This window comes from Roseobacter sp. HKCC-CH-9208 (assembly GCF_037805125.1).
In the GTDB taxonomy this organism is placed as follows: Bacteria; Pseudomonadota; Alphaproteobacteria; order Rhodobacterales; family Rhodobacteraceae; genus M30B80.
Window position 1 is genome coordinate 1,629,273 of record NZ_JBBLYK010000001.1, and the last position, 21,025, is coordinate 1,650,297.

A 21,025-nucleotide genomic window follows, 5' to 3' on the forward strand; every position below is an offset into this window, starting at 1 on the left:
CACACCGCTATCAATCACAAACAGTTTACAACAAGTTTTTGGCTTCAGAAGGAATACATCCTGATTTCCACGATTTCTGTGTAATAAATTTACACTGCGTTGCAGAATTTGTAAATTTATTAACAATTTTCGAAAATTTCCTTGGAAAACATACCTAGTTTGGTGGTGAGCATTTTTAACCATAGGTTGTATTTGCGCGTTTTTAGAGAGTTGGCGCTAAATTCTGCGCTGCGGCGCAACCCCAACATGTGGTGTTTTTCCTGATTATCGGTTGATGGAGGGCCAAAACCGCGCGCGAGTCACCTGAAATTAAGAGCGCTAAAGCACACGGAAATCCGCCCCCAGCCAAGGCATCCTTTGCAGGGCTGGCGCGATGAACAGCTTTTGTGAAAGATCGCGGATCAGGTTCGCCATTTCACTGGGAATGGCGCCCGTCCAGTCATCGGTGCAATAGAGCATGATCTGGCGCGTTTGCGCGGGCGCGGGCAAGGGGTAGGTGTCAATCCCATCAGCAAATCGCTCGCTCCGCATCAGGCTCAGGGGCGTTGTAATGGTGAAGCCAAGTCCTGCCGCCACAAGGGCCGAAATGGATTGGTTCGAGTCGATCTCAAATCTGCGACTAACCTGCATATCATGCGCCTGAAGATACTCATCAATATGCTGCGCCATAACCTGCGCAGGGTCGCGACCAAAAAAAGCAAGCCCGCCCAAGTCTTCGAACCTTCCCTCAAAAGCATATCCTTTTGGGAAGGCCAAAATATAGGGATCCTGCAAAATCGGGTGCGCCACGATATCGGCGGGCGCGGTCTGCGGTGCGGCGCAAATGATCATATCAAGGTTCCGCTTGGCCAACATATTCAGCAAGATGTGACTCGCCCCAGTTTGCAGGCGGAATTTACAATCGCTGAGCCTCTCGGCCAAACGTGCGGCCAATTGTGGGGTTAGATCATTCTCAAAATCATCAATAACCCCAAGACCCAGGGCGGATATGCCCGATAGGTTCAAGCGGCTCAGATCTTTTTGCCCTGCACGCAGCGCGCCAAGCGCCACTTCCACCCGTTTTAAGAACAACCGCCCTGCAGGTGTCAGGCCAATAGGCCGCCTGCGGGTGTCAATCAATTCAACCCCCACCGCCAAAGATAAATTGCGCAGTTGTTGCGAGGCGGCGGGCACGGATAGACCCATCTCCTCGGCCGCATCGGACAGCGATCCCGTGCGCGCCATGACCTCGAAGGTCTCAAGGCTCTTGAGGCTGATCCCCTTAAGATCGGGTCGCGTCATGCGGCGATGATCCGTTCCAATAGCGCCTGAGGCACAGCGACCCCTTCTGTCAGCGCGGTTTCAAATTTTTGCCTGCGCGAAAACGCCTGCAACCTATTGGTGGCATCGGCAAGAAGCGCTTGGGTGAATTGCTCAAGCGCCGATACCTGCCCGTATGATTGCGGCTTGATGGCAAAAAGACAATGCCCCATGCGCAGCGGCCCGCTGCTTGGATCATCAGGGTCACTGATCATGGCCGAGGCCCCCGCCCCAACAAGGCTGAGCACGAGAATTTCGACCATCACCGCAATATTGAACCCGTAGCTGCCCTGAACAGGCAAGATGCTGCCATCAATCGCTGCGCGGGGGTTTTGCGTGGCGCGCCCGTGATCATCAAGCGCAAGCTGGGGCGGCAGGGTGGTTCCTGATTTGATGTGATCAAATACAGTGTCGCGCAATATCGCGGCTTGGCCTTGTTCAAAAATCAACACACCTTGTCCGCGCTTGTCAGGGACTGCTAGTGCCATTGGATTATCCCCCAAAGTCGGTGGCAAAGGCGGGTTTGTGCTGATGCAGGCCGTATCGGTCGATAGCGCCAAGCTCACATAGCCGCGCCGCGCAACGTCTTCGGCCATCTGCGGCAGAAATCCTGGGCTATGACCATTGGCAAAGGCCAAACAGGCCGCCCCTTCCGCCTCGGCGATCTGCAGAAACTCGGGCAGGGCCAGATCAAAGGCCGCGGGCAAAAAGCCGTTGGCGATGTCACAATGTAACCGCATGCCTTGTCTGGGCTGCAATTTCGGCATCGTCCCCCCATCACAGCGACCAAGCGCCAGATCCTCAAGGCAATGCAATAAATAGCGAAGGCCTGCGCTGGCGCGTCCTTCGGCTTCGGCGCGGGCGATGCGGCGTGCAAGAGGTTTGGCTTGATGTGTTTTGGGCCGACAATCTGCTGAGGCTGTCAAAACTCAGCGCCTCTAAATCGGCAAGGCATAGCCGTTGATTGTTTTCGTCTTGCTGCTCATTCATACTCTGACGCCTTTTACACTGCGGCTCAACATTGAGCCTCTATGGCACAGATTGTTTCACTCAAGAACGGCGGCAGAAGGGCGCAAGCGCGGCAAAAGCGGTGCGATATTGGGGCGCGCCTAGCCCTCGATGATCAGTTCGGGCAATTGACGCGCATAGCTGCGGATCACATCGGCCAATTGCCGATGCGCAGTGCTGGCCCCTGAGGTTGAGCGCCATACAAGCCCAATAGAGCGCGAAAAACGCTTGCCCTTAAAAGGCCTTACCGCAACATCCTGCGCGCGCCCCAATATTTCAGAACGCACATAAAGCGCAGGCAAAAACGTGGTCCCCATCCCCATTGCAACCATCTGGCGCAGGGCATCAAGCGATGTGCCCTCATATTCGCGCGACAATGTCGCCCCTGTTTCAACACAAAGTGCAGATATCTGATCATGCAGCGCATAATTCGGTGACAGTGACAGGATTGTTTCGCCGCTGAGGTCTTGCGGCTCAATTTGGCTGCGCTGCGCGAGCGGATGATCGGCTGAGATTGCCACGACCAAGGGCTCTCGGAACAATCGTTCCGTGACCAAAGACGCGCCAGGGATTGGCAACTGCGTCAGGATCAGATCATGGCCCCCTTCGCTGATTTGACGGGCAAGGTCATGTGGCGCCGCCTCGCGCACATAGAGACGCAAATCAGGGTGGGAGCGATGCAAATCGCCCACGATATGTGGCATCAGATAAGGCCCCAGCGTGGTGGACGTGCCAAGGCGCAATGTGCCCGCGAGGCCCGTTTGCAAGGTTGCGGATAGATCAACAATTGCTTGGGTCGCGTCCAAAATATCGCGCGCGCGCGCCACAACTTCGCGTCCCGCTAGGGTCAATTTGACAGGCCCGCGCCCCCGTTCAATCAGGGTCAGGGATAATGCCTCCTCCAGGGCTTTGATCTGCACCGAGAGCGAGGGTTGCGATATCCCACAGGATTCTGCCGCTAGGCGGAAATGGCCCGTTTCCTCAATCGCGACCAAGTACCGAAGTTGGCGCAAGGTAAGCGGAATTTTTGGAATTGGCATGGCAGATGCCTCGTTAGTTTTTTCCTATCAAAATATGTTTTAATGCAATATTTTCTTTCAGCAAGGGTGACCCTAAATCTTGGTCATGATCAGGCGCAAATCTGATTGGGCCGATGCGAAGGCACGCGCGCAAAGGCCATTTACACGCAAGGCCCAAGTCTCTGGTTGTTAGTCCCTTCCAGTGGTTTGAGATGGGCAAAGCGTTTCGGGTGTCCTGACGGGATCCTGCCGTCACCCCTGAGGGACACCCGATTTCTCCTTAAAAGCGCGGATTGATCAGCTCTCCCCGGTTAGTCCGCGCTCACCTCTCTCTTAGGTATGCAATTCGGTGGTGCTGCCATCGGGCAAAATTGCCACGGCGCTTAGGCGTCCTGTTTCATCGGGGCGGGTGTTTAGCGCGATGCGCCCCTCCGCTTGGGTTGCGCTTTCGACAGCGTTATGGCCGTGGGCTATCCATAGGCCATCTCCACGCAGGCGATAGGCAAATTCAGGATGGCCCCAGATCAGATTGCGCCCGCTTTGTTGGTCAAGCGGATGATGCGGATCAGCGCCAGCATGGGTTGCAGCCAAGCTGCCTGATTTCCAAAACAACGGCAGGTTGGCTAACCACGCAATGCGCGCCTCTCCCAAGACTTCTGATAAATGTGCAACCAAGTCATCGGGGGGCAGGTTCGGGTCAAGCTTGAGTTCATGTAAAAATCGCGGGGCCCCTGCACGCAGCCAGCGTTGAAGTCGCACCGCCGGCGCGTCTAAACTATCGAGCAAAAGTCGCTCCTGCGCACCGCAAAGACAGGTGACGTTATTTGGAAATTCTTGGGTCAGATCCATCAGGCGATCGAGCGTGGCTAGCCCTTGCCCGCCCGCGTGCAGGTAATTTCCAACGAACACCAATTGTGGATTTGTTGCGCCACTATTGCCGATATGGGCATCAATGCGCGCCAAAATGCCTTCAAGCAAACTAGCGCAGCCCATAAGGTCGCCCACGATATAGCTTGCCAATTCAGGCCGCGGTTGCCCGCCTTTGCCCTGACCTAGGGCTGCCTGTCCTGTGGGTTTGGGGGTGCGCTTGAACAGTTTGAACATGGTTAAAATCTGCGCGGATATGGGCGCATAAGCAAGGCTAAATTTGCGGTGCGGCCGCGCGCTTAATCGCGCGCGCGCAACCGTCCCGCAGGGCGCATGGCCAAAGGTCGCCATGCGTAACCAAGCCCCGCAGCAAGGCTGACCAAGGCACCGCCCCCAATGATGAGAATGGCCGAGGTGAGATCAAACTGAAAGGGCGCCTCCATCACAAATTCCATGACCGCAAAGCCTCCAAGCGTGCCTGCGCCAAGGGCGACCAAGCCCGCCATCGCCCCTAACAATGCGGAACGAAGGGCGAAGGATGACAGGATTTGCCCACGCGAGGCGCCGAGGGTTTTCAAAAGTGCCGCCTCATAGCTGCGCGCCCGTTCGCCCGATGCGGCCGCACCGATTAAGACGATCAATCCTGTCAACAGGGTCACGCCTGCGCCAAGGGACGTTGCCGTTGCAATGGCCCCAAGCGCCTCGGCCACGCGGTCTAGTGCATCACGGATGCGAATGGCGGTAATATTGGGGGCATCGCCCGCAATATCACGCAACAACTGCGCTTCTGCGGAGTCTTCGGCATAGACTGTTGCGATGAATGTATGAGGTGCGCCTGCAAGCGCGTTAGAGGAGAGGGTCATAACAAACCCAATCCCTGCATTCGAGAAATCAACCTCACGCAGCACGGCAATGGTCGCGGTGATGTCCCGCCCCAAAACGTTAACAGTGATCTGATCGCCAAGCCCGACACCTAATTCGGCGGCCTCTTCGGCGGAAAAGGCCATCAAAGGAGGCCCGTCATAGCCTTCATTCCACCATTGCCCTGCAACGATTTGTTCAGGTGGTGGGGCTTCGTCCAGATAGGTCAGGCCACGATCCCCGCGCACGACCCAGTGATCCCCTGCCACTTCGCGCGCGTCTTGCCCGTTGATCCCCGTCACGATGCCGCGCAGCATAGGCGCGGTTTCCACCCGTGATACCGCCGGGTCGCTTGCCGTGCGGGTGAGAAAGGCGTCAATCTGGTTTGGTTGGATATCGACAAAGAAATAGGAGGGGGCAACCTCGGGAAGGTCGCGGTCAATCGCATTTTGTAGATTGGATGAGATTTGCCCCACCGCCGCCAGAACTGACAGGCCCAGACCCAGCGAGATCATCACCGCGGTTGCTTCTGAACGGGGGGCGGCAATCGCAGCGAGGGCCGCGCGCAGCATAACCCGTCCGCGTAAGGCGCGCCCGCGCGCCAAATTGCGTAAGACGCGGCGCAACACCCATGCAGCCATCCATAGGATCAAAAGTGCTGCGGCAATCCCCCCTGCTGCGCCAAGCGTCAAAATCGGCACGCCAGACCGCCATAGCGCCAAACCCAAGAGCGCTGCGCATAGGCCAAGCAGCGCTGCGATATAGCGTTTGCGCGGGGTGGCAATGGCCGGGCTTGCCGCATCTCGAAAGATCGCTGCGGCGCGCAAGCGTTCGGTTTGCGCCAACGGTAGCAGCGTAAAGATTAACGCCGTCAGCGCGCCATAGCTTGCCGCCTCAAGAAGGGCAGCAGGGGCAATGGTTATGTTCAAATCCACAGGCATATGCGGGGCCAAGAACGGAGCCGCCACAAGCGGTAACACCGCCCCAAGCACCACGCCCATGCCAACACCAACGGCACCCAAAATAATAATTTGGATCAGATAGGCGGCAAAGATTGTATGCCCCTCGGCCCCGATGGTTTTCAGGATCGCAATGGTGGATAGACGATTTTCCAAATAGGCCCGCACCGCGGCAGCAATGCCAACCCCACCTACGGCCAGACCTGCGAGGCCAACCAACACCAAGAACGTGCCGATACGATCGACAAAGCGTTGCACCCCCGGGGCCGCGCGGCGGCTGTCTTGCCAGCGGATACCGCCTTCGGGAAAAGCTGCCTCCATCTGACTGCGCAAGCTATCGAAATTTGCCCCTTCGGGCAGTTTCAGCCGCACTTCGGTTTCATAAAGTGTGCCGGGTTGGATCAGGCCTGAGGCGGTCAATCCGTCCAGCGATATGATGGTGCGCGGGCCAAGGCCAAAGCCGCCTGCCGCGCCATCAGGTTCTGCATCAAGGGCGGCGCGCAGCTGAAATTCTGCCGTTCCAATGGTGAAGACATCACCAATTTGCATGCCCAAACGATCAATCAGCACTTGCTGCATCACAGCGCCATGCAGGCCATTTTGCGCAGAAATGGCCTCTTGGATCGGGTGATCTGGTATAAGACCCGCCGCGCCATAGAGCGGATAGGCCGCATCGACCGCCCGCAATTGGGTCAGGGCGTAATCCATCCCCTCGGGCCCCGTGAAACCCGCCATAGACCGCAGTTCGATGGTCTCAGAGAGATCCGTTGAGATTGCCGCCATAAAGGCGCGCTCTTCATCATTTGGGCCGCGATAGGTGAATTCCATTTCAGCGTCTCCGCCAAGGATCACCGCCCCCTCACGCGACAAGCCATCGCCAATTGCGCTGCGCACTGTGCCAACAGTGCCGATAGCCGCCACGCCCAAAATCAAACAGGCGAGAAAAATGCGAAAACCACGCAACCCCCCACGCCATTGTGCGCGCAATTCGCGCTGCGCAATTCGCCACGCCATGATCATGTGCGCGATCCTTTTTGCGGGCGTGTTTCTGAGACGACCCGACCATCGCGCAAGGTGACCATGCGGTCACATTTTGCGGCCAGTTCCGAAGCATGGGTGACGAGGATCAGCGTAGCCCCGTGACGGGTTTGCAGATCCATCAGAAGGTCCATGATCTGCGCCCCATTGGTTGCGTCCAAATTCCCTGTGGGTTCATCCGCCAATAAGATCGAGGGGCGCGGTGCTGCCGCACGGGCCAAGGCCACACGCTGTTGTTCACCGCCGGACATTTGCGCAGGATAATGCCCCGCACGATGCGCAAGGCCAACCGAAGCCAGTTCCGCCTCGGCCCGATCAAACGCATCGGCCACCCCTGCCAATTCAAGGGGCGTTGCAACATTCTCAAGCGCGGTCATGGTTGGGATCAGGTGAAAAGATTGAAAAACAACGCCCATATGGTTGCGGCGATACCGCGCCAAGGCATCTTCATCCATACGCCCTAAATCATGATCAAGCGCACGCACTGTGCCCGATGTGGGGCGCTCTAATCCACCCATCAACATTAAGAGCGAGGACTTGCCCGAACCCGATGGCCCAACGAGGCTGACGCTTTCCCCTTTGCTTATCGTCAAAGACACCCCATGTAGGATATCGACAGGGCCCGCATTGCCTATCAAGGACAGACCCGCGTCTTCAAGCGAAAGGATGGTTTCGGCCATGTTCAATAACCCCGCATACTTGGTTGCATCTCGATATGGGGTTTTGCCGCGCTGCGGCAAGGGGCGGCCTGTCTGGGCGGCGCTCTTTGGCGTGCTGCTGATGCTGCTACCACAGACGGGCGCCGCGCAGGTGCAGGTTGTTGCCTTGGGCGACAGTCTGACGCAAGGATACGGCTTGCCCCAAGGCGAAGGTTTTGTGCCGCAGCTGCAAAATTGGCTCAATGAGCAAGGTCTTGATGCACAAGTCGTCAATGCGGGTGTCTCGGGTGACACGACCGCAGGCGGGCTGTCTCGGATTGACTGGACGTTGACCCCTGATGTGGATGCCGTGATCGTGGCATTGGGGGGGAATGACCTGTTGCGTGGCATTCCACCTGCAACCAGCCGCGCCAACCTTGAGGCAATTTTGCAGAAAATATCTGCGCGCAATTTGCCTGTTCTTTTGGTGGGCTTGCCCGCGCCCAACAATTACGGCCCCGCATTTAAGGCTGAATTTGACGCTATTTATCCCGATCTTGCGGCCCAATATGAGACTAGTCTCGTGCTTGATTTTCTTGGGCCTATTGCCGCGGCCGTAGAAAGTAACCGCCAAGAGGCATTGAGCGATTTGATGCAGCCCGATGGCATTCACCCTAATGCCAAGGGCGTGGCTTTGGTGGTCGAGGCACTTGGCCCTGAGGTTGCAAACCTTATTGCCCGCGCCGAGGCAGGCGGGTCATGAGCGAGGACGCCGATCATCTGCGTGTGGCTCTTGGGCAGATGTGTTCTGCCACGACCCACGCCCCAAATATCGCCGTGATGCAAGAGTTTGCACGCGATGCGGCGGCAGCGGGCGCCGATCTTTTATGTCTGCCTGAAGTGGCGGGTTTGATGTGCCGCGATCGTGAGAAAGCTTTGGCACAGGTCAAGACCGCTTCGGAAGATCCGTTTCTGGATGCCGCGCGCAATGCGGCGCGCAGGCACAACCTTTGGATCCAAGCAGGCACAACACCGATCCGACCTGAAGGCGCAGAAAAATTCCGCAATCACGCTGTTTTGATCGCGCCTGATGGGGATGTGGTCGCGGTCTATGATAAAATTCATCTGTTTGATATCGCATTGGACGGGCAGGCCCCAATTGGAGAGTCGAGCCGATTTAGCGCGGGGGATCAGGCGATGTTGGTCGACACCCCTTGGGGCCCGTGGGGGATGAGCGTGTGTTATGATATCCGCTTTGCCCATCTCTTTCGCGACTATGCCAAGGCGGGCGCGCGCATGATCTTTGTGCCATCGGCCTTTACTGTGACCACGGGCCAAGCTCATTGGGAGGTTCTTCTGCGTGCTCGTGCCATTGAGACGGGCAGTTTTATCGTAGCCGCCGCCCAATCAGGCAGCCATGAAGATGGGCGCAGCACCTATGGTCATTCGATGATTGTCGCGCCATGGGGCGAGATTTTGGTGGATGCAGGCACGGCCGCGCCTGCTTTGCGTATCTGCGATTTGGATTTGAGTCGTGCAGATCACGCGAGGGCACAAATTCCGAACCTGTCCAATGAGAGACCCTATCAGCTATCGCGAAAGGATGCGCGCATCAAAGCGCGCAATCCCAACGAAATATAGACGTATCCACTGCTGGGATGGCATGATCAGCCGCGAGCGCGCCATTTTGTTACCTGTCGGGTGTAGCGGTCAGTTTTGGGAAGAACTGGCTGGGGTGGTAGGATTCGAACCTACGGTACGCGGTACCAAAAACCGTTGCCTTACCACTTGGCTACACCCCAACTGTGACGCGCTAGTTACTTTGCGCGGGTCGTAGGATCAAGACCCTTGTGTGAAAAATCTTTGGTTTATTTTCGTGGTCTCAAATCGTTTGATCATAGGCCCCGACATCGGGTTCTGTTCGAATGATCGCGTCTAGGTCTTGGAAGATTGCGCGCATTTCTGCTTCACTGGCGGGACTTTCGCAGACAACCACCAAATTTGGCGTATTGGATGAGGCCCGCACAAGGCCCCATCCGCCATTTTCCAACACCACCCGCGCGCCATTTACCGTTACGACATCCACGATTTTCTGCCCGCCCAGTGAGCCGCCTTGACCATGTAAAGCCACGAGTTTTTCCACCAACCGAGCGAGAACATCGTATTTTTGCGTGTCCGCGCAATAGGGCGACATGGTCGGGGTGGCGTAGGTTTGGGGCAAAGCGCGGCGCAGATCCGCCACAGAGGCGTAAGGGTTGCGATCCATCAATTTGCAGATTTCTACCGCAACGCGCATGCCGCAATCATAGCCACGTCCCAGAGGCGGCGCGAAGAAGTAGTGGCCCGATTTTTCGAACCCCGCGAGTGCGCCCAATTCATGCACGCGGCGTTTCATATGGCTGTGGCCGGTTTTCCAATAATCCGCCCGCGCGCCAAGCGCCCGCAATTCAGGGTCAGAGGCATACAGCCCCGTAGATTTCACATCAGCTACGAAAATCGCACCCTTGTGATGTTTGGCCAGATCGCGGGCCAAGATCACGCCCATCTTATCGGCGAAAATTTCTTCGCCTTCATTGTCGACCACGCCGCAACGATCGCCGTCCCCGTCAAACCCAAGCGCGAAATCAGCGCCGCTTTCACGCACCGTGTCCGCCATGTCATGCAACATTTCCATCGCTTCGGGGTTTGGGTTGTAATGCGGGAATGTGTAATCAAGCGCATTATGCGATGCGACCACCTCGACCCCCATGCGCGCGAATAACTCAGGGGCAAAGGCCGAAGCCGTGCCATTGCCCGTGGCGCAGACCACGCGCAGCTTGCGGGTCATTTTGAAATCGCCAACGAGATCATCCAAATAGGCCTCTTTGACGCCATCGACAAACTCATACGCGCCGCCCGTGCGCGCCACGCCCGCGCCGTCCAAAACGATATCGCGCAAACGCGCCATCTCGACTGGGCCATGGGTGAGGGGCTTTTCAAATCCCATTTTCACCCCTGTCCATCCATTGGGGTTATGGCTGGCTGTCACCATGGCCACGGCTGGCGCATCAAGGTGAAATTGCGCAAAATAGGCCATCGGGCTGAGGGCGGGGCCGATATCCCGCACCTTGATCCCCGCCTGCATCAAACCCAAGATCAGCGCGTTTTTGACCGAGAGCGAATAGTCGCGGTAATCATTGGCCACCACGATCTCAGGGCGAATGCCGGCCTCATGCATTTGTGTGCCAAGCCCTAGACCCAAGGCAGTAACGCCTGGCAGGTTAATCTCTTCGGGAAAACGCCAGCGTGCATCATATTCGCGAAACCCTGTCGGTTTGATCATCGGATCGCGCAAGAAGGCCCATGTATTCGGGGTGACCTCGGTGAGGGGTTTTGTCATGACGAATACCTTATTGGGCTTGGGTTAAATGCGGATTGGGTTGGCTTTGGCCAAGTGGTCAAGCTGCATCAACATTTCAATTAATGCGGGCATATCCGCCAGGCGGATCATGTTGGGGCCATCGCAAGGGGCGTTGTCGGGGTCTTGGTGCGTCTCGGTAAAGACCGCGGCCACACCAACCGCCACGGCGGCGCGGGCCAAAACAGGTGCAAATTCGCGCTGCCCGCCTGATGCGCCACCCAAGCCCCCAGGTTGTGCCACAGCGTGGGTTGCATCCATTACAACGGGGCAGCCCGTTTTTGCCATCTCGGGCAGAGACTGCATATCAACCACGAGGCGGTTATAGCCGAAACTGACCCCGCGCTCGGTGAGCAGGATCCGATCATTGCCCGTGCTTTCGATTTTGGCGACCACATTGGGAATATCCCACGGGGCAAGAAACTGTCCCTTTTTGACGTTGATCACGGCACCCGTCCTTCCCGCCGCTAGCAAAAGGGCGGTTTGGCGACACAGAAAAGCAGGGATCTGGAGAACATCCACCACCTCGGCCACGGGCGCGCATTGCTCTTTTTCGTGAATATCGGTCAGAACAGGCACGCCAATCGTGGATTTAACAGATGCCAAAACCTCAAGGCCTTTATCCAAGCCCAAGGGGCGCGCGGCATTGAGTGAGGTGCGATTGGCCTTATCAAAGCTGCCCTTGAAAATGTACTGCGCGCCTGCCTTTTCGCAGGCCTCTTTTAGGATACCTGCAATCATCTGCGCATGATCCGCGCTTTCCAATTGGCAAGGCCCCGCAATAAGGGTGAGCGGGCGGTCGTTGCCGACCGTCAGATTTCCGATTTGCACGTCTCTCATAGTTTTTACGCCGATACCTGTTCGCGAAGAATGGATGCTGTCATTGATATCAACAGGTAGATGCCCGAAAACACAAGGAAGGCAAGCAATGTATTTTCAAAACTGCGCTGATAAGCCACCTCGTCAGGCGCGACAGGAAAGACACTTATAGATAGGTAAAGTGTTTGGCATTTTGTTGCAAGATTGCGTGTGATCCTGCCCCCCGCCCTTGCGCAGGCCGAGGCGGGGCAATACGGGACGGGGTGAATAATCCTGAACTGCGCGTCTTTTGCGCAAGATGTTGGAGTGTTGATGGATGACCGAAACGCCCTTGGATCATGCCTATGCGCAAATGCAAGCAGACCCAGATGCCCAGATGCCGCGACTGCGGTTCTATGACCGCCTTTTGGGGGCCGAGCTATTCGTGCTGCTTGAGCGCCCAATGGCCGCTGGGCAGGATCGGATTGAGCCAAAAATCCTGACATCTGAGGGGGTTTCCTTCGTCTTAGCCTTTGACCGAGAAGAGCGGCTGTCTCAGTTCGTGGACTGGGTAGAAGCGCCCTATGCTGCGCTTACGGGGCGGGCCTTGGCCAAAATGTTGGCGCCTCAGGATATTGGTCTGGGCTTGAACCTTGGGGTCGCGCCCAGCGAGATCTTGCTTGACGGCGCTGCGATGATTTGGCTGCGCGATATTGCAGAGAAGGGGCCAACATCCATAGATGCGCGCCCCGTGTCGCTGAACGCACCACGCGGCCTGCCACAAGATATGTTCATTGCGTTGGATGCCAAATTAGCAGGGCTGACGGGGTTGGCCGCAGGTGCCTATCTTGCCTTAGCCGAGTATGCCGATGGCAGTCACAGCCATATCCTATGCTTTATCGATGCTGCGCCCGAGGCGCATGAGGCCTTGGCGCGTGCCGTTTCAGAAACGCTCCATCTGTCGGGCGTTGAGGCGGGAATGCTTGATGTGGTGTTTTTGCCGGCACATGAGGCCTTTGTCGCGAAATTAGCGAAGGTTGGCTTGCGTTTTGATTTGCCGCAGGTTGAAAAGCCACGGAAACGCCCCGCGCCGGGATCGGATCCAGATAAACCACCCAAGCTGCGATAGCTTGGCCCGCTGCAACGAAAGGCTTAGGCATGCAAACCACATTGACGACCGAGCTCTACATTCTCGCCCTCGCTTTCTTTTTACAGGTATTCCAATTGATACTTTACGGCGTTGTTGCGAATTTACAGGTCGGGGTCGGGTATTCCATGAGCCCGAGGGATACAGCCAAAAGCCTAACGGGTGTTGCGGGCCGATTGCAGCGCGCCTTAAACAACCATTTTGAGGCATTGATCCTTTTTGCCATAGCGGTGGGTTTGGTGACAGCGCTTGGGGCGTCTAATGCCGCCACTAAAATCTGCGCACATGCCTATTTGGTGGCGCGGATTCTTTATGTGCCTGCCTATGCGCAGGGACTTACGCCGTGGCGGTCTATCATTTGGGCGGTTGGGTTCTTTGCGACAATCTCTATGGTTGTGATCGCAGTTTTTTAATTTGTGATCACAAAGTCGAAAATCACCCCCTGAGCCGCGCTATTTTGGCCCGTTTTTGGGGGGGTGAGGGGTGAAAATCCTTGTTTCGCGCACGCCAATTTCCTATGCGCTTGGCGAGTTCGGCCTGACACAGGGCCACGACCGAGCGCTAAGGAGGCGAAGATTATGGCAGATTATGATGTTATCGTTATTGGCGCAGGCCCTGGTGGCTATGTGTGCGCAATCCGTTGCGCACAGTTGGGTCTAAAAACCGCCTGTGTCGAAGCCCGCGACACATTGGGCGGCACATGCCTTAATATTGGCTGCATTCCTTCTAAGGCGCTGCTGCACGCAAGCCATGCCTTGCACGAGGCAGAACATAACTTCGCCAAGATGGGCCTCAAAGGTGCTGCGCCCAAGGTCGATTGGAAAGGTATGCTGGCGTATAAAGATGATGTGATTGGCCAAAACACCAAAGGGATCGAATTCCTGTTCAAAAAGAACAAGGTGGATTGGATCAAAGGTTTCGGTTCCATCCCCGCAGCGGGTCAGGTGAAGGTTGGTGACACAACCCATAACGCAAAATCGATCATTATTGCATCTGGCTCAACGCCGTCCACGCTGCCAGGCATTGAGGTAGACGAAAAAGTCGTGGTCACTTCTGAGGGTGCCTTGGCTCTGGGTAAAGTGCCCAAGAAAATGGTTGTCATTGGTGCTGGGGTCATCGGTCTTGAGCTTGGGTCGGTCTATGCCCGTCTTGGGGTCGAGGTCGAGGTGATTGAGTATCTCGATACCATTACCCCCGGTATGGACAATGAAGTTGCCAAGAATTTCCAAAAAATTCTTTCAAAACAGGGTTTGAAATTTACGCTTGGGGCCGCTGTTCAAGGGGTAAAAACGACCAAGACCAATGCGACTGTCAGCTACAAATTAAAGAAAGATGATAGCGACCATCAGGTTGTTGCAGATGTGGTTCTGGTTGCGACTGGGCGCAAACCCTACACCGAGGGGCTTGGCCTTGATGCGCTTGGGGTGGAACTGTCCGAGCGCGGCCAAATCAAAACGGATGGCCACTGGCAGACCAATATTAAGGGCGTTTATGCGATTGGTGATTGCATCGCAGGCCCAATGTTGGCGCATAAAGCCGAGGACGAAGGTATGGCCGTTGCCGAGGTTGTCGCGGGCAAACATGGTCATGTAAATTATGGTGTGATCCCCGGCGTGGTTTACACAAACCCCGAAGTGGCTTCGGTTGGCGCGACTGAGGAGATGCTGAAGGCTGAGGGCCGCGCCTATAAGGTTGGGAAATTCTCCTTTATGGGCAACGGCCGCGCTAAGGCGAATTTCGCGGCGGATGGTTTTGTGAAAATCCTTGCCGACAAAGACACTGACCGCATTTTGGGGGCTCATATCATTGGCCCTGCGGCAGGGGATTTGATCCATGAGGTTTGTGTCGCGATGGAATTTGGCGCCAGTGCGCAGGATTTGGCGCTGACTTGTCATGCGCATCCTACATTCTCTGAGGCAGTGCGCGAGGCGGCATTGGCCTGTGGGGATGGGGCGATCCACGCCTGACTTGCGGCGTTTGAAACAAAGAGATGCCGAATGCAGGGGAGGCATTCGGCATCTCTCCATTGGGGTGTCTTGCACAACAGTTGAAAAAACCTTGGGCAAGTCTAACGGCGGGTTCTTGATTGGGGGACTGTAAACCGCATGGCCCATTCAAAACCTGATGCAGTTTAAGCAATGGTTAATGGTCAGCCTCAGGTGGCCAATAGCCTCAATCCATGGGTGACATCGGCCCGAACAGCCAATCGCAGCCCTGGCTCATCTCCAGCTTTTAATGCGGCGAGGATGGAACGATGATGCTGTGGCGCATCGGTTCGGTGTAGCCGCCCGTAGAGCGCGCGCATTGTTGGTCCCAATTGCAGCCAAACCGTTTCGGCCAAAGCTAACATTGCTGGCGCTTGCGCCCGCAAATAGAGCGTGCGGTGGAATTCAAGGTTGTGGCGGATATAGGCAATGGCATCGCCCGTATGGATCACCCCTGCAATAGCGCTATTAGTGCTTTCCATTCGTTCGATGAGGGCCATATGCGCCCGCGGCAGGGCGCGTGCGGCCAATTCAGGCTCAAGCAATGCGCGCAACGCCGCCAGTTCTTCGATCCGTTCATTGCTGAGTTCGGGGGTCGACACGCGGCCTGACGCCGATAGGGACAGTGCGCCTTCGCTCACCAAACGCCTAACCGCCTCGCGTGCAGGCGTCATCGAGACCTGAAATTCTTGGCCAATTCCACGCAGCGTCATCGCCCGCCCTGGCAAAATTTCGCCATGCATAATGCGCGAGCGCAAAGCGCGATAGACCCGTTCATGGGCCACCGCAACGGTTTGTTCAGTTGGGCGCGGGTTAGTCGGCATAGGCCATATGTGATCACAAACCCTATCCTGTTGGCAAGCTCTCAAAGCGCCACGCTAAAATCTCGTTCCCATGGGTTTTCAGCCATGCGCGATGCCGTTGATAATCAGGGCAGAGCGAGGCGCAATGTGCCCAGAATTTTGGACCGTGGTTCATTTCTGCCAAATGCGCAACCTCATGGGCGGCGACATAATCTAGCACCTCAGGCGGGGCCATGATCAGTCGCCAAGAATACATCAAATGACCCTGCGCCGAGCAACTGCCCCAGCGGCTTTTGGTGTCACGAAGTGTGAGCTTGGAAAACTGTCTTCCCAATTTATTAGCGTAATATTCAGAGGCTGCGTGGAGCCGCGCATTGGCGCGGGTTTTCAGAAACGCGGCCACGCGAATGGGCAAGCGTGGATCATCGGCAACGCTTAAACACCCATCGGCAAGCTTTGCCGAACGGCCACTGCCTTCGATGATCGGATGGGGAGCACCTTCGATGGGAATCACCGCACCAATAGCAGGGCGCTGTGCTGCTGGGCGGTCTTGTAGATGCCTCATCAACCATTCACGGCGAGCGTTCAAAAAGGCCAAAGCCTCACTTTCGAGCGCCCAATGGGGCATGGTTAGGCTGACAGTGCCATCTCTGTTGGACACCCGTAAGGAAAACCGCGTGGCGCGCACTGATTTCTTGATCACCACCTCAACGGGCTGTGGCCCATCCAAATGGTGAATCCAAGATGATATCTTGCGCAGCATCGCAATAAGCCTCCGTCTTTCATCAATTAAACGGGCAATCCGCGAATTAGTATTCGGAAAGCCTTTGACACCCTATTCACATTATGGCAGGGGATCGCAATTCTCTCGATAGCGTTCATTGAAGGGGGTGTCATGCCCAAAGAGGAATGGGGTGTTAAACGCGTATGCCCAACCACAGGCAAGCGTTTCTACGACCTTAAAAAAGACCCGATCGTTAGCCCATATACGGGCGAGGTGGTTACATTGGACACCGGTAAAGGTGGCCGCAGCTTGGTTGCGGAAAAACCATCTGCTGCGTCTGCCGCCAAGGCCAAAGACCGTGAGGACGATGAAGTGATCTTGGATGATGAAGATGATTTGGTATTGGATGATGATTCCGATCTGGATGACGATCTTCTCGAAGATGACGATGACGATAATGTCTCGCTTGATGACATTGCCGATGTCGGCTCGGATGATGAAGAGTAGATCACTCTGCTGACCATTGCGTGTGGGGCGGTTTTTTCCCTTGATCTGCCCCGCGCGACACCATAAACCGCAGATCGCAACGAATGTTGCAAACGGTTTTGGGGCCTTAGCTCAGCTGGGAGAGCGCTTGCATGGCATGCAAGAGGTCAGGGGTTCGATCCCCCTAGGCTCCACCAAATCCTCCTAACCCATTTATTTTATTATAAAATATATAGATATAATCCACAAAATACCATTTGTTACGTACAGTGGCACGTATGGCGACACGTACGCATAGGCTCCAAAGGAGGGGTTTAGGGGGCCATCGGAATGACCCGTCAATTTCATCCCCGCTTATAGCCCACATTCAGGTTGTGGTCAGTCTCACAAGTATCGCCTGAACAGCATTCAAAAATATTGGACTTACATATTGCGCACTGCTCATGCCCATGCACAACAATCGTGTTCAGTGGTGACTGACATCTAGGGCATCGTTGCTTGTAGTGAGTAGCTGGGTGAAGAAGGTTATCCATCATTCTGTCCTGCAGAAGCTGGCCCTGCGAATGTGGCGGCTGCAATGGTTGTGGCTAAGATGATGCGCTTCATGGCGTGGCCCTATCGTCTATCGCTTGCACGATCACTGATGGCATCTCTTGCGGTGTCTCTGGCGGCATCTCTGGCATCGTTAGCACGATCATTGATGGCAGGCGCTACGGCATCTCTTGCGGCATCTCTAACAGCATCGCTATTTTGTCCACCACCGATTTTGCCATCAGCCAAAGCTTTGCCAACAGGGGACAGGTTTGCATATGGAGCTTCACACCCACATATTGGATCAAAGTGACAGTCTTCATTTGGATCAGCATCACAACCGCCAAACAGTATATTTGTACGAATGGCAACCCAACCACCAGCACCCCCTAGAGATTGAACAAATACCAAAGACGCCTGCATATGTTGTTCAATACGGTTAGTTACTTCGTTTATTACGCTCAACGCCAAGATTGCTTGACCAGATGCGTCAACTAGCTCAATCCGCTTACGCCGCTCTCGTGCAGAGAGTATGCCGTCACCGTCTGTGTCTAACGCCATAGAAGCTGCTGTTGGTGCAAGAGTATCAGGATCAAGCCTTAGCCGAAGAAGGATAGCCGCTTGTTCAGCTACCAAAGTCGGTGGCGTGAAGATGGAGTCATTGAGCGTAAACTCCGTGTAACCTTCTGCATGAAGTTCTGAGACCATTGCCTCTATGCGAGGATCAACTTCCTGTGCCGTAGCTGATGTTACGGCTAGAAGTGTGGTGATTGCTATTTGACTAATACGATGCCTCATCCAAGAATGAGACCACCGAAACAACTAACCGTCAAGGATCGCAATGTTCAAACGGTGGGTCACAGGCTTCAAAGTTGGAGCTTGTAAACCTGCCAAATCAAAAATCAGTTCTCCTGATATCCAAAAATTGAATACTTGATTTGATAACCGTTAGATGGACGTTCCGCCAAAACCACATCGCATCTTAGACTGGCTGGATCACGAGGCGCTATATCCTCCACCTCTGAACAGCCGCCTAAAAAGGTATCATCAACCGCAAAAAAACCAATATTGAAAACTACCGTTATCACGTAATCGGCATTGGTGGCGATATCTGCTTCCAGACGATACTCGTAACTGAACTCTTCCGGCCGTTCTTCAAGCTCCAGATAAGTTAGGATTAGCGGTTGTGGCAATTGCCATGAACTGATGTTTGCCGGATCAATATTTCCATTCGCAGAATATAAAGGGGCAGTGTTTAATGCCAAGTCAGTATCTTCGATGGAACAATTCATCCCCTCGATCATGCTCGATCCTGAGTACATATTACCAGTGCTTCGTTCTATTGTATAAACGCCAGCGTCACTATTCATGTATATGTAGTTAGAAAATTGGCTAACTTTGTATATATCGCCACCAATAACTACATCCCCATAATCATTATCGATTAAAAAAGGGTAAACCTCGTTCTCAATTTTGCATTGTACAGATGTGGCAGGAGCGATCACTTCAATGGTACTAATAGTTTCCACTTCGCAGGTGACCAGCTGAGGGAAAGACATCCCGTCCATTGAAAGACTGCCAGTAGCAAGATCAACAGACCATTCAGAGCCTTTAGAAGAAAAATTTAACCTATCGGGACTAATCTCAGTAAAAATAAAATCATTGCCACCTCTTACCTGACCATCATAAGTATTTTCTGCGATCAGCATCAATTCACGTTCTCCAGAGCACTGCATTTTTATAAATTCAGAGGCTGAAAATGCGTATGTTGGAGCAAAAATTATCAGAATTAAAAAACTAACAATGATAGTTCGTAAGGAATTGAGTGACATTGTTGAAACTCCATAACCTGTATTAATCTTGATAGGTTCCGTTGAGTAATAGTTTCATTAAATTACACTTCAATGGGTCTCATGAAAATAATTTGTATCCCTTTTTTTGCAAGATGATTCCCATTCAACAACAACGCATCGCCAAAATAAAAATCCATGTCAGATTACATTTAGGGACTGAGGGTAGTCACCCTGCCCGAAAAGCTCTAACACCCCACCCTGCCACTGTTATATCGCCGCTACGGGTCTATTAGAGCGTTACCTTTGGGTCGCCAGGATTGACTACCCACGCGCTGCGCTTCAACTAAGTATGGGCACTCGCGGGCGGTAAAACAAAAAGAACCATTGTTATGGCCCACCGGATCTGGCGGGCCATTTTCTCTTGCCTCGGCGCTTGGGCAGAAAGGCGTTTGCCTCTATGCAAAAAAACAGAACAAATGTTCCACATTTAGCCGTGTTTCTGGGCTATTCTGGGCTTGTCAGCACCTTATTTTCTCGCGAAAGAGGACAAAGTTCCGCTTTTGTGAGGATTCGCCATGTTCGAACAGCTGGGCTTTGAAACCCTTACTGCTCCTCAGGCCGCTCTGTGGTTTGCATTGATTTTGGGATGCGCCTTTGGTGCTTTGGCGCAAATCACGCGCCTCTGCTTTCGCCGGATGATCGATGGTGAGGACCGCCGTCAAGCCGCCGGTATCTGGCTGATGGCGCTGGCCACAGCTACGCTGGGTACGCAGGCAGCCACACTGATGGGCTGGATCGATTTTGCAGGTCATCGCTTCATGGTCACAAATCTGCCCGTTGTGGCCATTGTCGTTGGCGGGTTCGCCTTTGGCGCTGGCATGATCTTGACGCGCGGATGCGTGTCGCGGCTGACTGTACTGAGCGCGAGCGGCAATCTGCGAGCGCTTCTGGTGCTAGTGGTATTCGCAATTGTCGCCCATGCCACGTTAAAAGGGGTGCTGTCGGGCCTGCACACTAGCTTAAAAGCTATCACCATGGAATTAGCCCCTGCTCTGCCGGGTACGCCACTCCTGTTGGCGGCGCTGATTGCGGGCGCTGCATTGGTCTTTGCCTGGCGTTCGGGCCTTGGGGCCGGAATGCTGGGTCTGGCAGCGCTGTTGGGGCTTTTGGTGCCTCTGGGCTGGGTTGGCACGGGCTATATCTTGTTTGACGACTTCGATCCAATCGCATTGCAAAGCCTGTCTTTCACGGCACCTGTCACCGAAACTTTGTTTTGGGTTGTTGCCTCGACCGCCATTGCGCCTGGCTTTGGTGTGGGATTGATGGGAGGCACAGTGCTGGGTGCGGGTTCGGCGGCGCTCTTACGGGGGCAATTTGCTTGGTCTAGCTTTGACAGCCCTCGCCAAACCGCGCGCTATTTGGCTGGTGCCGGACTGATGGGCTTCGGCGCAGTTCTGGCCGGCGGATGCACCGTGGGTGCTGGCTTGTCTGGTGTGCCTACCCTGTCATTCGCAGCGATCTTGGCGTTGACGGCGATCGCACTGGGGGGCGCGCTTATGCGCTTTCTACTCGCTGTAGTGCCTTTTGAATATGGCTCAAAAGCACCCAACACATCAGTACAACCGGCCACGTAATCAGCGCACTCTTGATTGTTTGTTTCTCAAAGCCCAGA

General features: G+C 54.9%; 19 protein-coding genes, 2 tRNA genes and 1 pseudogene. 8 read left to right on the top strand and 14 right to left on the bottom strand.

Annotation, left to right across the window (positions count from 1 at the left end; translation table 11 throughout):
* Positions 1-318: 318 nt before the first annotated feature.
* The 6 genes from AAC621_RS08205 to AAC621_RS08230 form a co-directional block, all read right to left on the bottom strand.
* Positions 319-1,281, bottom strand: coding sequence for a LysR family transcriptional regulator (locus AAC621_RS08205; RefSeq protein WP_340254158.1), 963 nt, complete (start codon positions 1,279-1,281; stop codon positions 319-321).
* Entirely contained in the window at positions 1,278-2,225 is a 948-nt protein-coding gene (locus AAC621_RS08210) for an Ldh family oxidoreductase (protein WP_340254161.1), read from the bottom strand. Before AAC621_RS08210 ends, AAC621_RS08205 begins: the two co-directional genes overlap by 4 nt.
* Positions 2,226-2,408: 183 nt before the next feature.
* Complete coding sequence (locus tag AAC621_RS08215; RefSeq protein WP_340254164.1) at positions 2,409-3,347, bottom strand: hydrogen peroxide-inducible genes activator; 939 nt, start codon at positions 3,345-3,347, stop codon at positions 2,409-2,411.
* Between the two features lie 312 nt (positions 3,348-3,659).
* Positions 3,660-4,544, bottom strand: coding sequence for a serine/threonine protein phosphatase (locus tag AAC621_RS08220; protein WP_340254167.1), 885 nt, complete (start codon positions 4,542-4,544; stop codon positions 3,660-3,662).
* Positions 4,493-7,027, bottom strand: coding sequence for an ABC transporter permease (locus AAC621_RS08225; RefSeq protein WP_445322498.1), 2,535 nt, complete (start codon positions 7,025-7,027; stop codon positions 4,493-4,495). The genes AAC621_RS08220 and AAC621_RS08225 overlap by 52 nt, the downstream gene beginning before the upstream one ends.
* Before the next feature lie 2 nt (positions 7,028-7,029).
* Positions 7,030-7,731 carry an ABC transporter ATP-binding protein gene (locus AAC621_RS08230; protein ID WP_340254172.1) on the bottom strand — a complete coding sequence of 234 codons (702 nt, stop codon included), beginning with the start codon at positions 7,729-7,731 and terminating at the stop codon, positions 7,030-7,032.
* Between AAC621_RS08230 and AAC621_RS08235 the strand changes: the two genes are divergently transcribed.
* Both AAC621_RS08235 and AAC621_RS08240 read left to right on the top strand, forming a co-directional pair.
* A complete protein-coding gene (locus AAC621_RS08235; RefSeq protein WP_445322499.1) occupies positions 7,730-8,452 on the top strand; it encodes an arylesterase in 723 nt (240 codons plus the stop codon). The two genes, AAC621_RS08230 and AAC621_RS08235, sit on opposite strands and share 2 nt — an antisense overlap.
* The gene (locus tag AAC621_RS08240) at positions 8,449-9,330 is read left to right on the top strand and encodes a carbon-nitrogen hydrolase family protein (protein ID WP_340254175.1); all 882 of its coding nucleotides are present in this window, start codon (positions 8,449-8,451) and stop codon (positions 9,328-9,330) included. The genes AAC621_RS08235 and AAC621_RS08240 overlap by 4 nt, the downstream gene beginning before the upstream one ends.
* An 86-nt stretch (positions 9,331-9,416) precedes the next feature.
* On the opposite strand, the gene AAC621_RS08245 is transcribed toward AAC621_RS08240, so the two are convergent.
* The 4 genes and pseudogenes from AAC621_RS08245 to AAC621_RS12270 all read right to left on the bottom strand — a co-directional run.
* Positions 9,417-9,491, bottom strand: a tRNA-Gln gene (locus AAC621_RS08245).
* 80 nt (positions 9,492-9,571) lie between these two features.
* The gene (locus AAC621_RS08250; protein WP_340254178.1) at positions 9,572-11,068 is read right to left on the bottom strand and encodes a phosphomannomutase/phosphoglucomutase; all 1,497 of its coding nucleotides are present in this window, start codon (positions 11,066-11,068) and stop codon (positions 9,572-9,574) included.
* A gap of 24 nt (positions 11,069-11,092) precedes the next feature.
* Positions 11,093-11,926 carry a 3-deoxy-8-phosphooctulonate synthase gene (gene kdsA, locus AAC621_RS08255; protein WP_340254181.1) on the bottom strand — a complete coding sequence of 278 codons (834 nt, stop codon included), beginning with the start codon at positions 11,924-11,926 and terminating at the stop codon, positions 11,093-11,095.
* 5 nt (positions 11,927-11,931) lie between these two features.
* Positions 11,932-12,093, bottom strand: a pseudogene (locus tag AAC621_RS12270) (capsule biosynthesis protein); the annotation flags it as partial.
* Positions 12,094-12,221: 128 nt separating this feature from the next.
* On the opposite strand from AAC621_RS12270, the gene AAC621_RS08260 reads away from it, so the two are divergent.
* From AAC621_RS08260 to lpdA, 3 genes are all read left to right on the top strand, one after another.
* Complete coding sequence (locus AAC621_RS08260) at positions 12,222-13,013, top strand: SseB family protein (RefSeq protein ID WP_340254184.1); 792 nt, start codon at positions 12,222-12,224, stop codon at positions 13,011-13,013.
* Between the two features lie 29 nt (positions 13,014-13,042).
* Entirely contained in the window at positions 13,043-13,444 is a 402-nt protein-coding gene (locus AAC621_RS08265) for an MAPEG family protein (RefSeq protein WP_340254187.1), read from the top strand.
* Positions 13,445-13,609: 165 nt separating this feature from the next.
* Entirely contained in the window at positions 13,610-14,998 is a 1,389-nt protein-coding gene (gene lpdA / locus AAC621_RS08270; RefSeq protein ID WP_340254190.1) for a dihydrolipoyl dehydrogenase, read from the top strand.
* 188 nt (positions 14,999-15,186) lie between these two features.
* On the opposite strand, the gene AAC621_RS08275 is transcribed toward lpdA, so the two are convergent.
* On the bottom strand, positions 15,187-15,840 hold the full coding sequence (locus AAC621_RS08275) for a GntR family transcriptional regulator (RefSeq protein WP_340254193.1): 654 nt from the start codon (positions 15,838-15,840) through the stop codon (positions 15,187-15,189).
* Between the two features lie 22 nt (positions 15,841-15,862).
* Positions 15,863-16,582, bottom strand: coding sequence for a M48 family metallopeptidase (locus AAC621_RS08280; RefSeq protein ID WP_340254196.1), 720 nt, complete (start codon positions 16,580-16,582; stop codon positions 15,863-15,865).
* A 132-nt stretch (positions 16,583-16,714) separates the two neighbouring features.
* Between AAC621_RS08280 and AAC621_RS08285 the strand changes: the two genes are divergently transcribed.
* Both AAC621_RS08285 and AAC621_RS08290 read left to right on the top strand, forming a co-directional pair.
* Positions 16,715-17,050: a TIGR02300 family protein gene (locus tag AAC621_RS08285; protein ID WP_340254199.1), complete on the top strand. Its 336-nt coding sequence runs from the start codon at positions 16,715-16,717 to the stop codon at positions 17,048-17,050.
* A 100-nt stretch (positions 17,051-17,150) separates the two neighbouring features.
* Positions 17,151-17,226, top strand: a tRNA-Ala gene (locus tag AAC621_RS08290).
* Positions 17,227-17,644: 418 nt separating this feature from the next.
* Here the strand turns inward: AAC621_RS08290 and AAC621_RS08295 are convergent.
* Together AAC621_RS08295 and AAC621_RS08300 are read right to left on the bottom strand one after the other, a co-directional pair.
* Positions 17,645-18,268 carry a hypothetical protein gene (locus AAC621_RS08295; protein WP_340254202.1) on the bottom strand — a complete coding sequence of 208 codons (624 nt, stop codon included), beginning with the start codon at positions 18,266-18,268 and terminating at the stop codon, positions 17,645-17,647.
* 194 nt (positions 18,269-18,462) lie between these two features.
* A complete protein-coding gene (locus tag AAC621_RS08300) occupies positions 18,463-19,392 on the bottom strand; it encodes a hypothetical protein (protein WP_340254205.1) in 930 nt (309 codons plus the stop codon).
* Between the two features lie 536 nt (positions 19,393-19,928).
* Between AAC621_RS08300 and AAC621_RS08305 the strand changes: the two genes are divergently transcribed.
* Positions 19,929-20,987 (top strand): YeeE/YedE family protein, encoded by a 1,059-nt coding sequence (locus AAC621_RS08305; protein WP_340254208.1) that lies wholly within the window; start codon positions 19,929-19,931, stop codon positions 20,985-20,987.
* The last annotated feature ends 38 nt before the right edge of the window (positions 20,988-21,025 follow it).

Coding starts and splice junctions, on each gene's coding strand:
- AAC621_RS08205 (WP_340254158.1), bottom strand. CDS start 1,281: ATGACGCGACCCGATCTTAAGGGGATCAGCCTCAAGAGCCTTGAGACC.
- AAC621_RS08215 (WP_340254164.1), bottom strand. CDS start 3,347: ATGCCAATTCCAAAAATTCCGCTTACCTTGCGCCAACTTCGGTACTTG.
- AAC621_RS08220 (WP_340254167.1), bottom strand. CDS start 4,544: ATGGCGACCTTTGGCCATGCGCCCTGCGGGACGGTTGCGCGCGCGCGA.
- AAC621_RS08225 (WP_445322498.1), bottom strand. CDS start 7,027: ATGGCGTGGCGAATTGCGCAGCGCGAATTGCGCGCACAATGGCGTGGG.
- AAC621_RS08235 (WP_445322499.1), top strand. CDS start 7,730: ATGTTCAATAACCCCGCATACTTGGTTGCATCTCGATATGGGGTTTTG.
- AAC621_RS08230 (WP_340254172.1), bottom strand. CDS start 7,731: ATGGCCGAAACCATCCTTTCGCTTGAAGACGCGGGTCTGTCCTTGATA.
- AAC621_RS08240 (WP_340254175.1), top strand. CDS start 8,449: ATGAGCGAGGACGCCGATCATCTGCGTGTGGCTCTTGGGCAGATGTGT.
- AAC621_RS08250 (WP_340254178.1), bottom strand. CDS start 11,068: ATGACAAAACCCCTCACCGAGGTCACCCCGAATACATGGGCCTTCTTG.
- kdsA (WP_340254181.1), bottom strand. CDS start 11,926: ATGAGAGACGTGCAAATCGGAAATCTGACGGTCGGCAACGACCGCCCG.
- AAC621_RS08260 (WP_340254184.1), top strand. CDS start 12,222: ATGACCGAAACGCCCTTGGATCATGCCTATGCGCAAATGCAAGCAGAC.
- AAC621_RS08265 (WP_340254187.1), top strand. CDS start 13,043: ATGCAAACCACATTGACGACCGAGCTCTACATTCTCGCCCTCGCTTTC.
- lpdA (WP_340254190.1), top strand. CDS start 13,610: ATGGCAGATTATGATGTTATCGTTATTGGCGCAGGCCCTGGTGGCTAT.
- AAC621_RS08275 (WP_340254193.1), bottom strand. CDS start 15,840: ATGCCGACTAACCCGCGCCCAACTGAACAAACCGTTGCGGTGGCCCAT.
- AAC621_RS08280 (WP_340254196.1), bottom strand. CDS start 16,582: ATGCTGCGCAAGATATCATCTTGGATTCACCATTTGGATGGGCCACAG.
- AAC621_RS08285 (WP_340254199.1), top strand. CDS start 16,715: ATGCCCAAAGAGGAATGGGGTGTTAAACGCGTATGCCCAACCACAGGC.
- AAC621_RS08295 (WP_340254202.1), bottom strand. CDS start 18,268: ATGGTCTCAGAACTTCATGCAGAAGGTTACACGGAGTTTACGCTCAAT.
- AAC621_RS08300 (WP_340254205.1), bottom strand. CDS start 19,392: ATGTCACTCAATTCCTTACGAACTATCATTGTTAGTTTTTTAATTCTG.
- AAC621_RS08305 (WP_340254208.1), top strand. CDS start 19,929: ATGTTCGAACAGCTGGGCTTTGAAACCCTTACTGCTCCTCAGGCCGCT.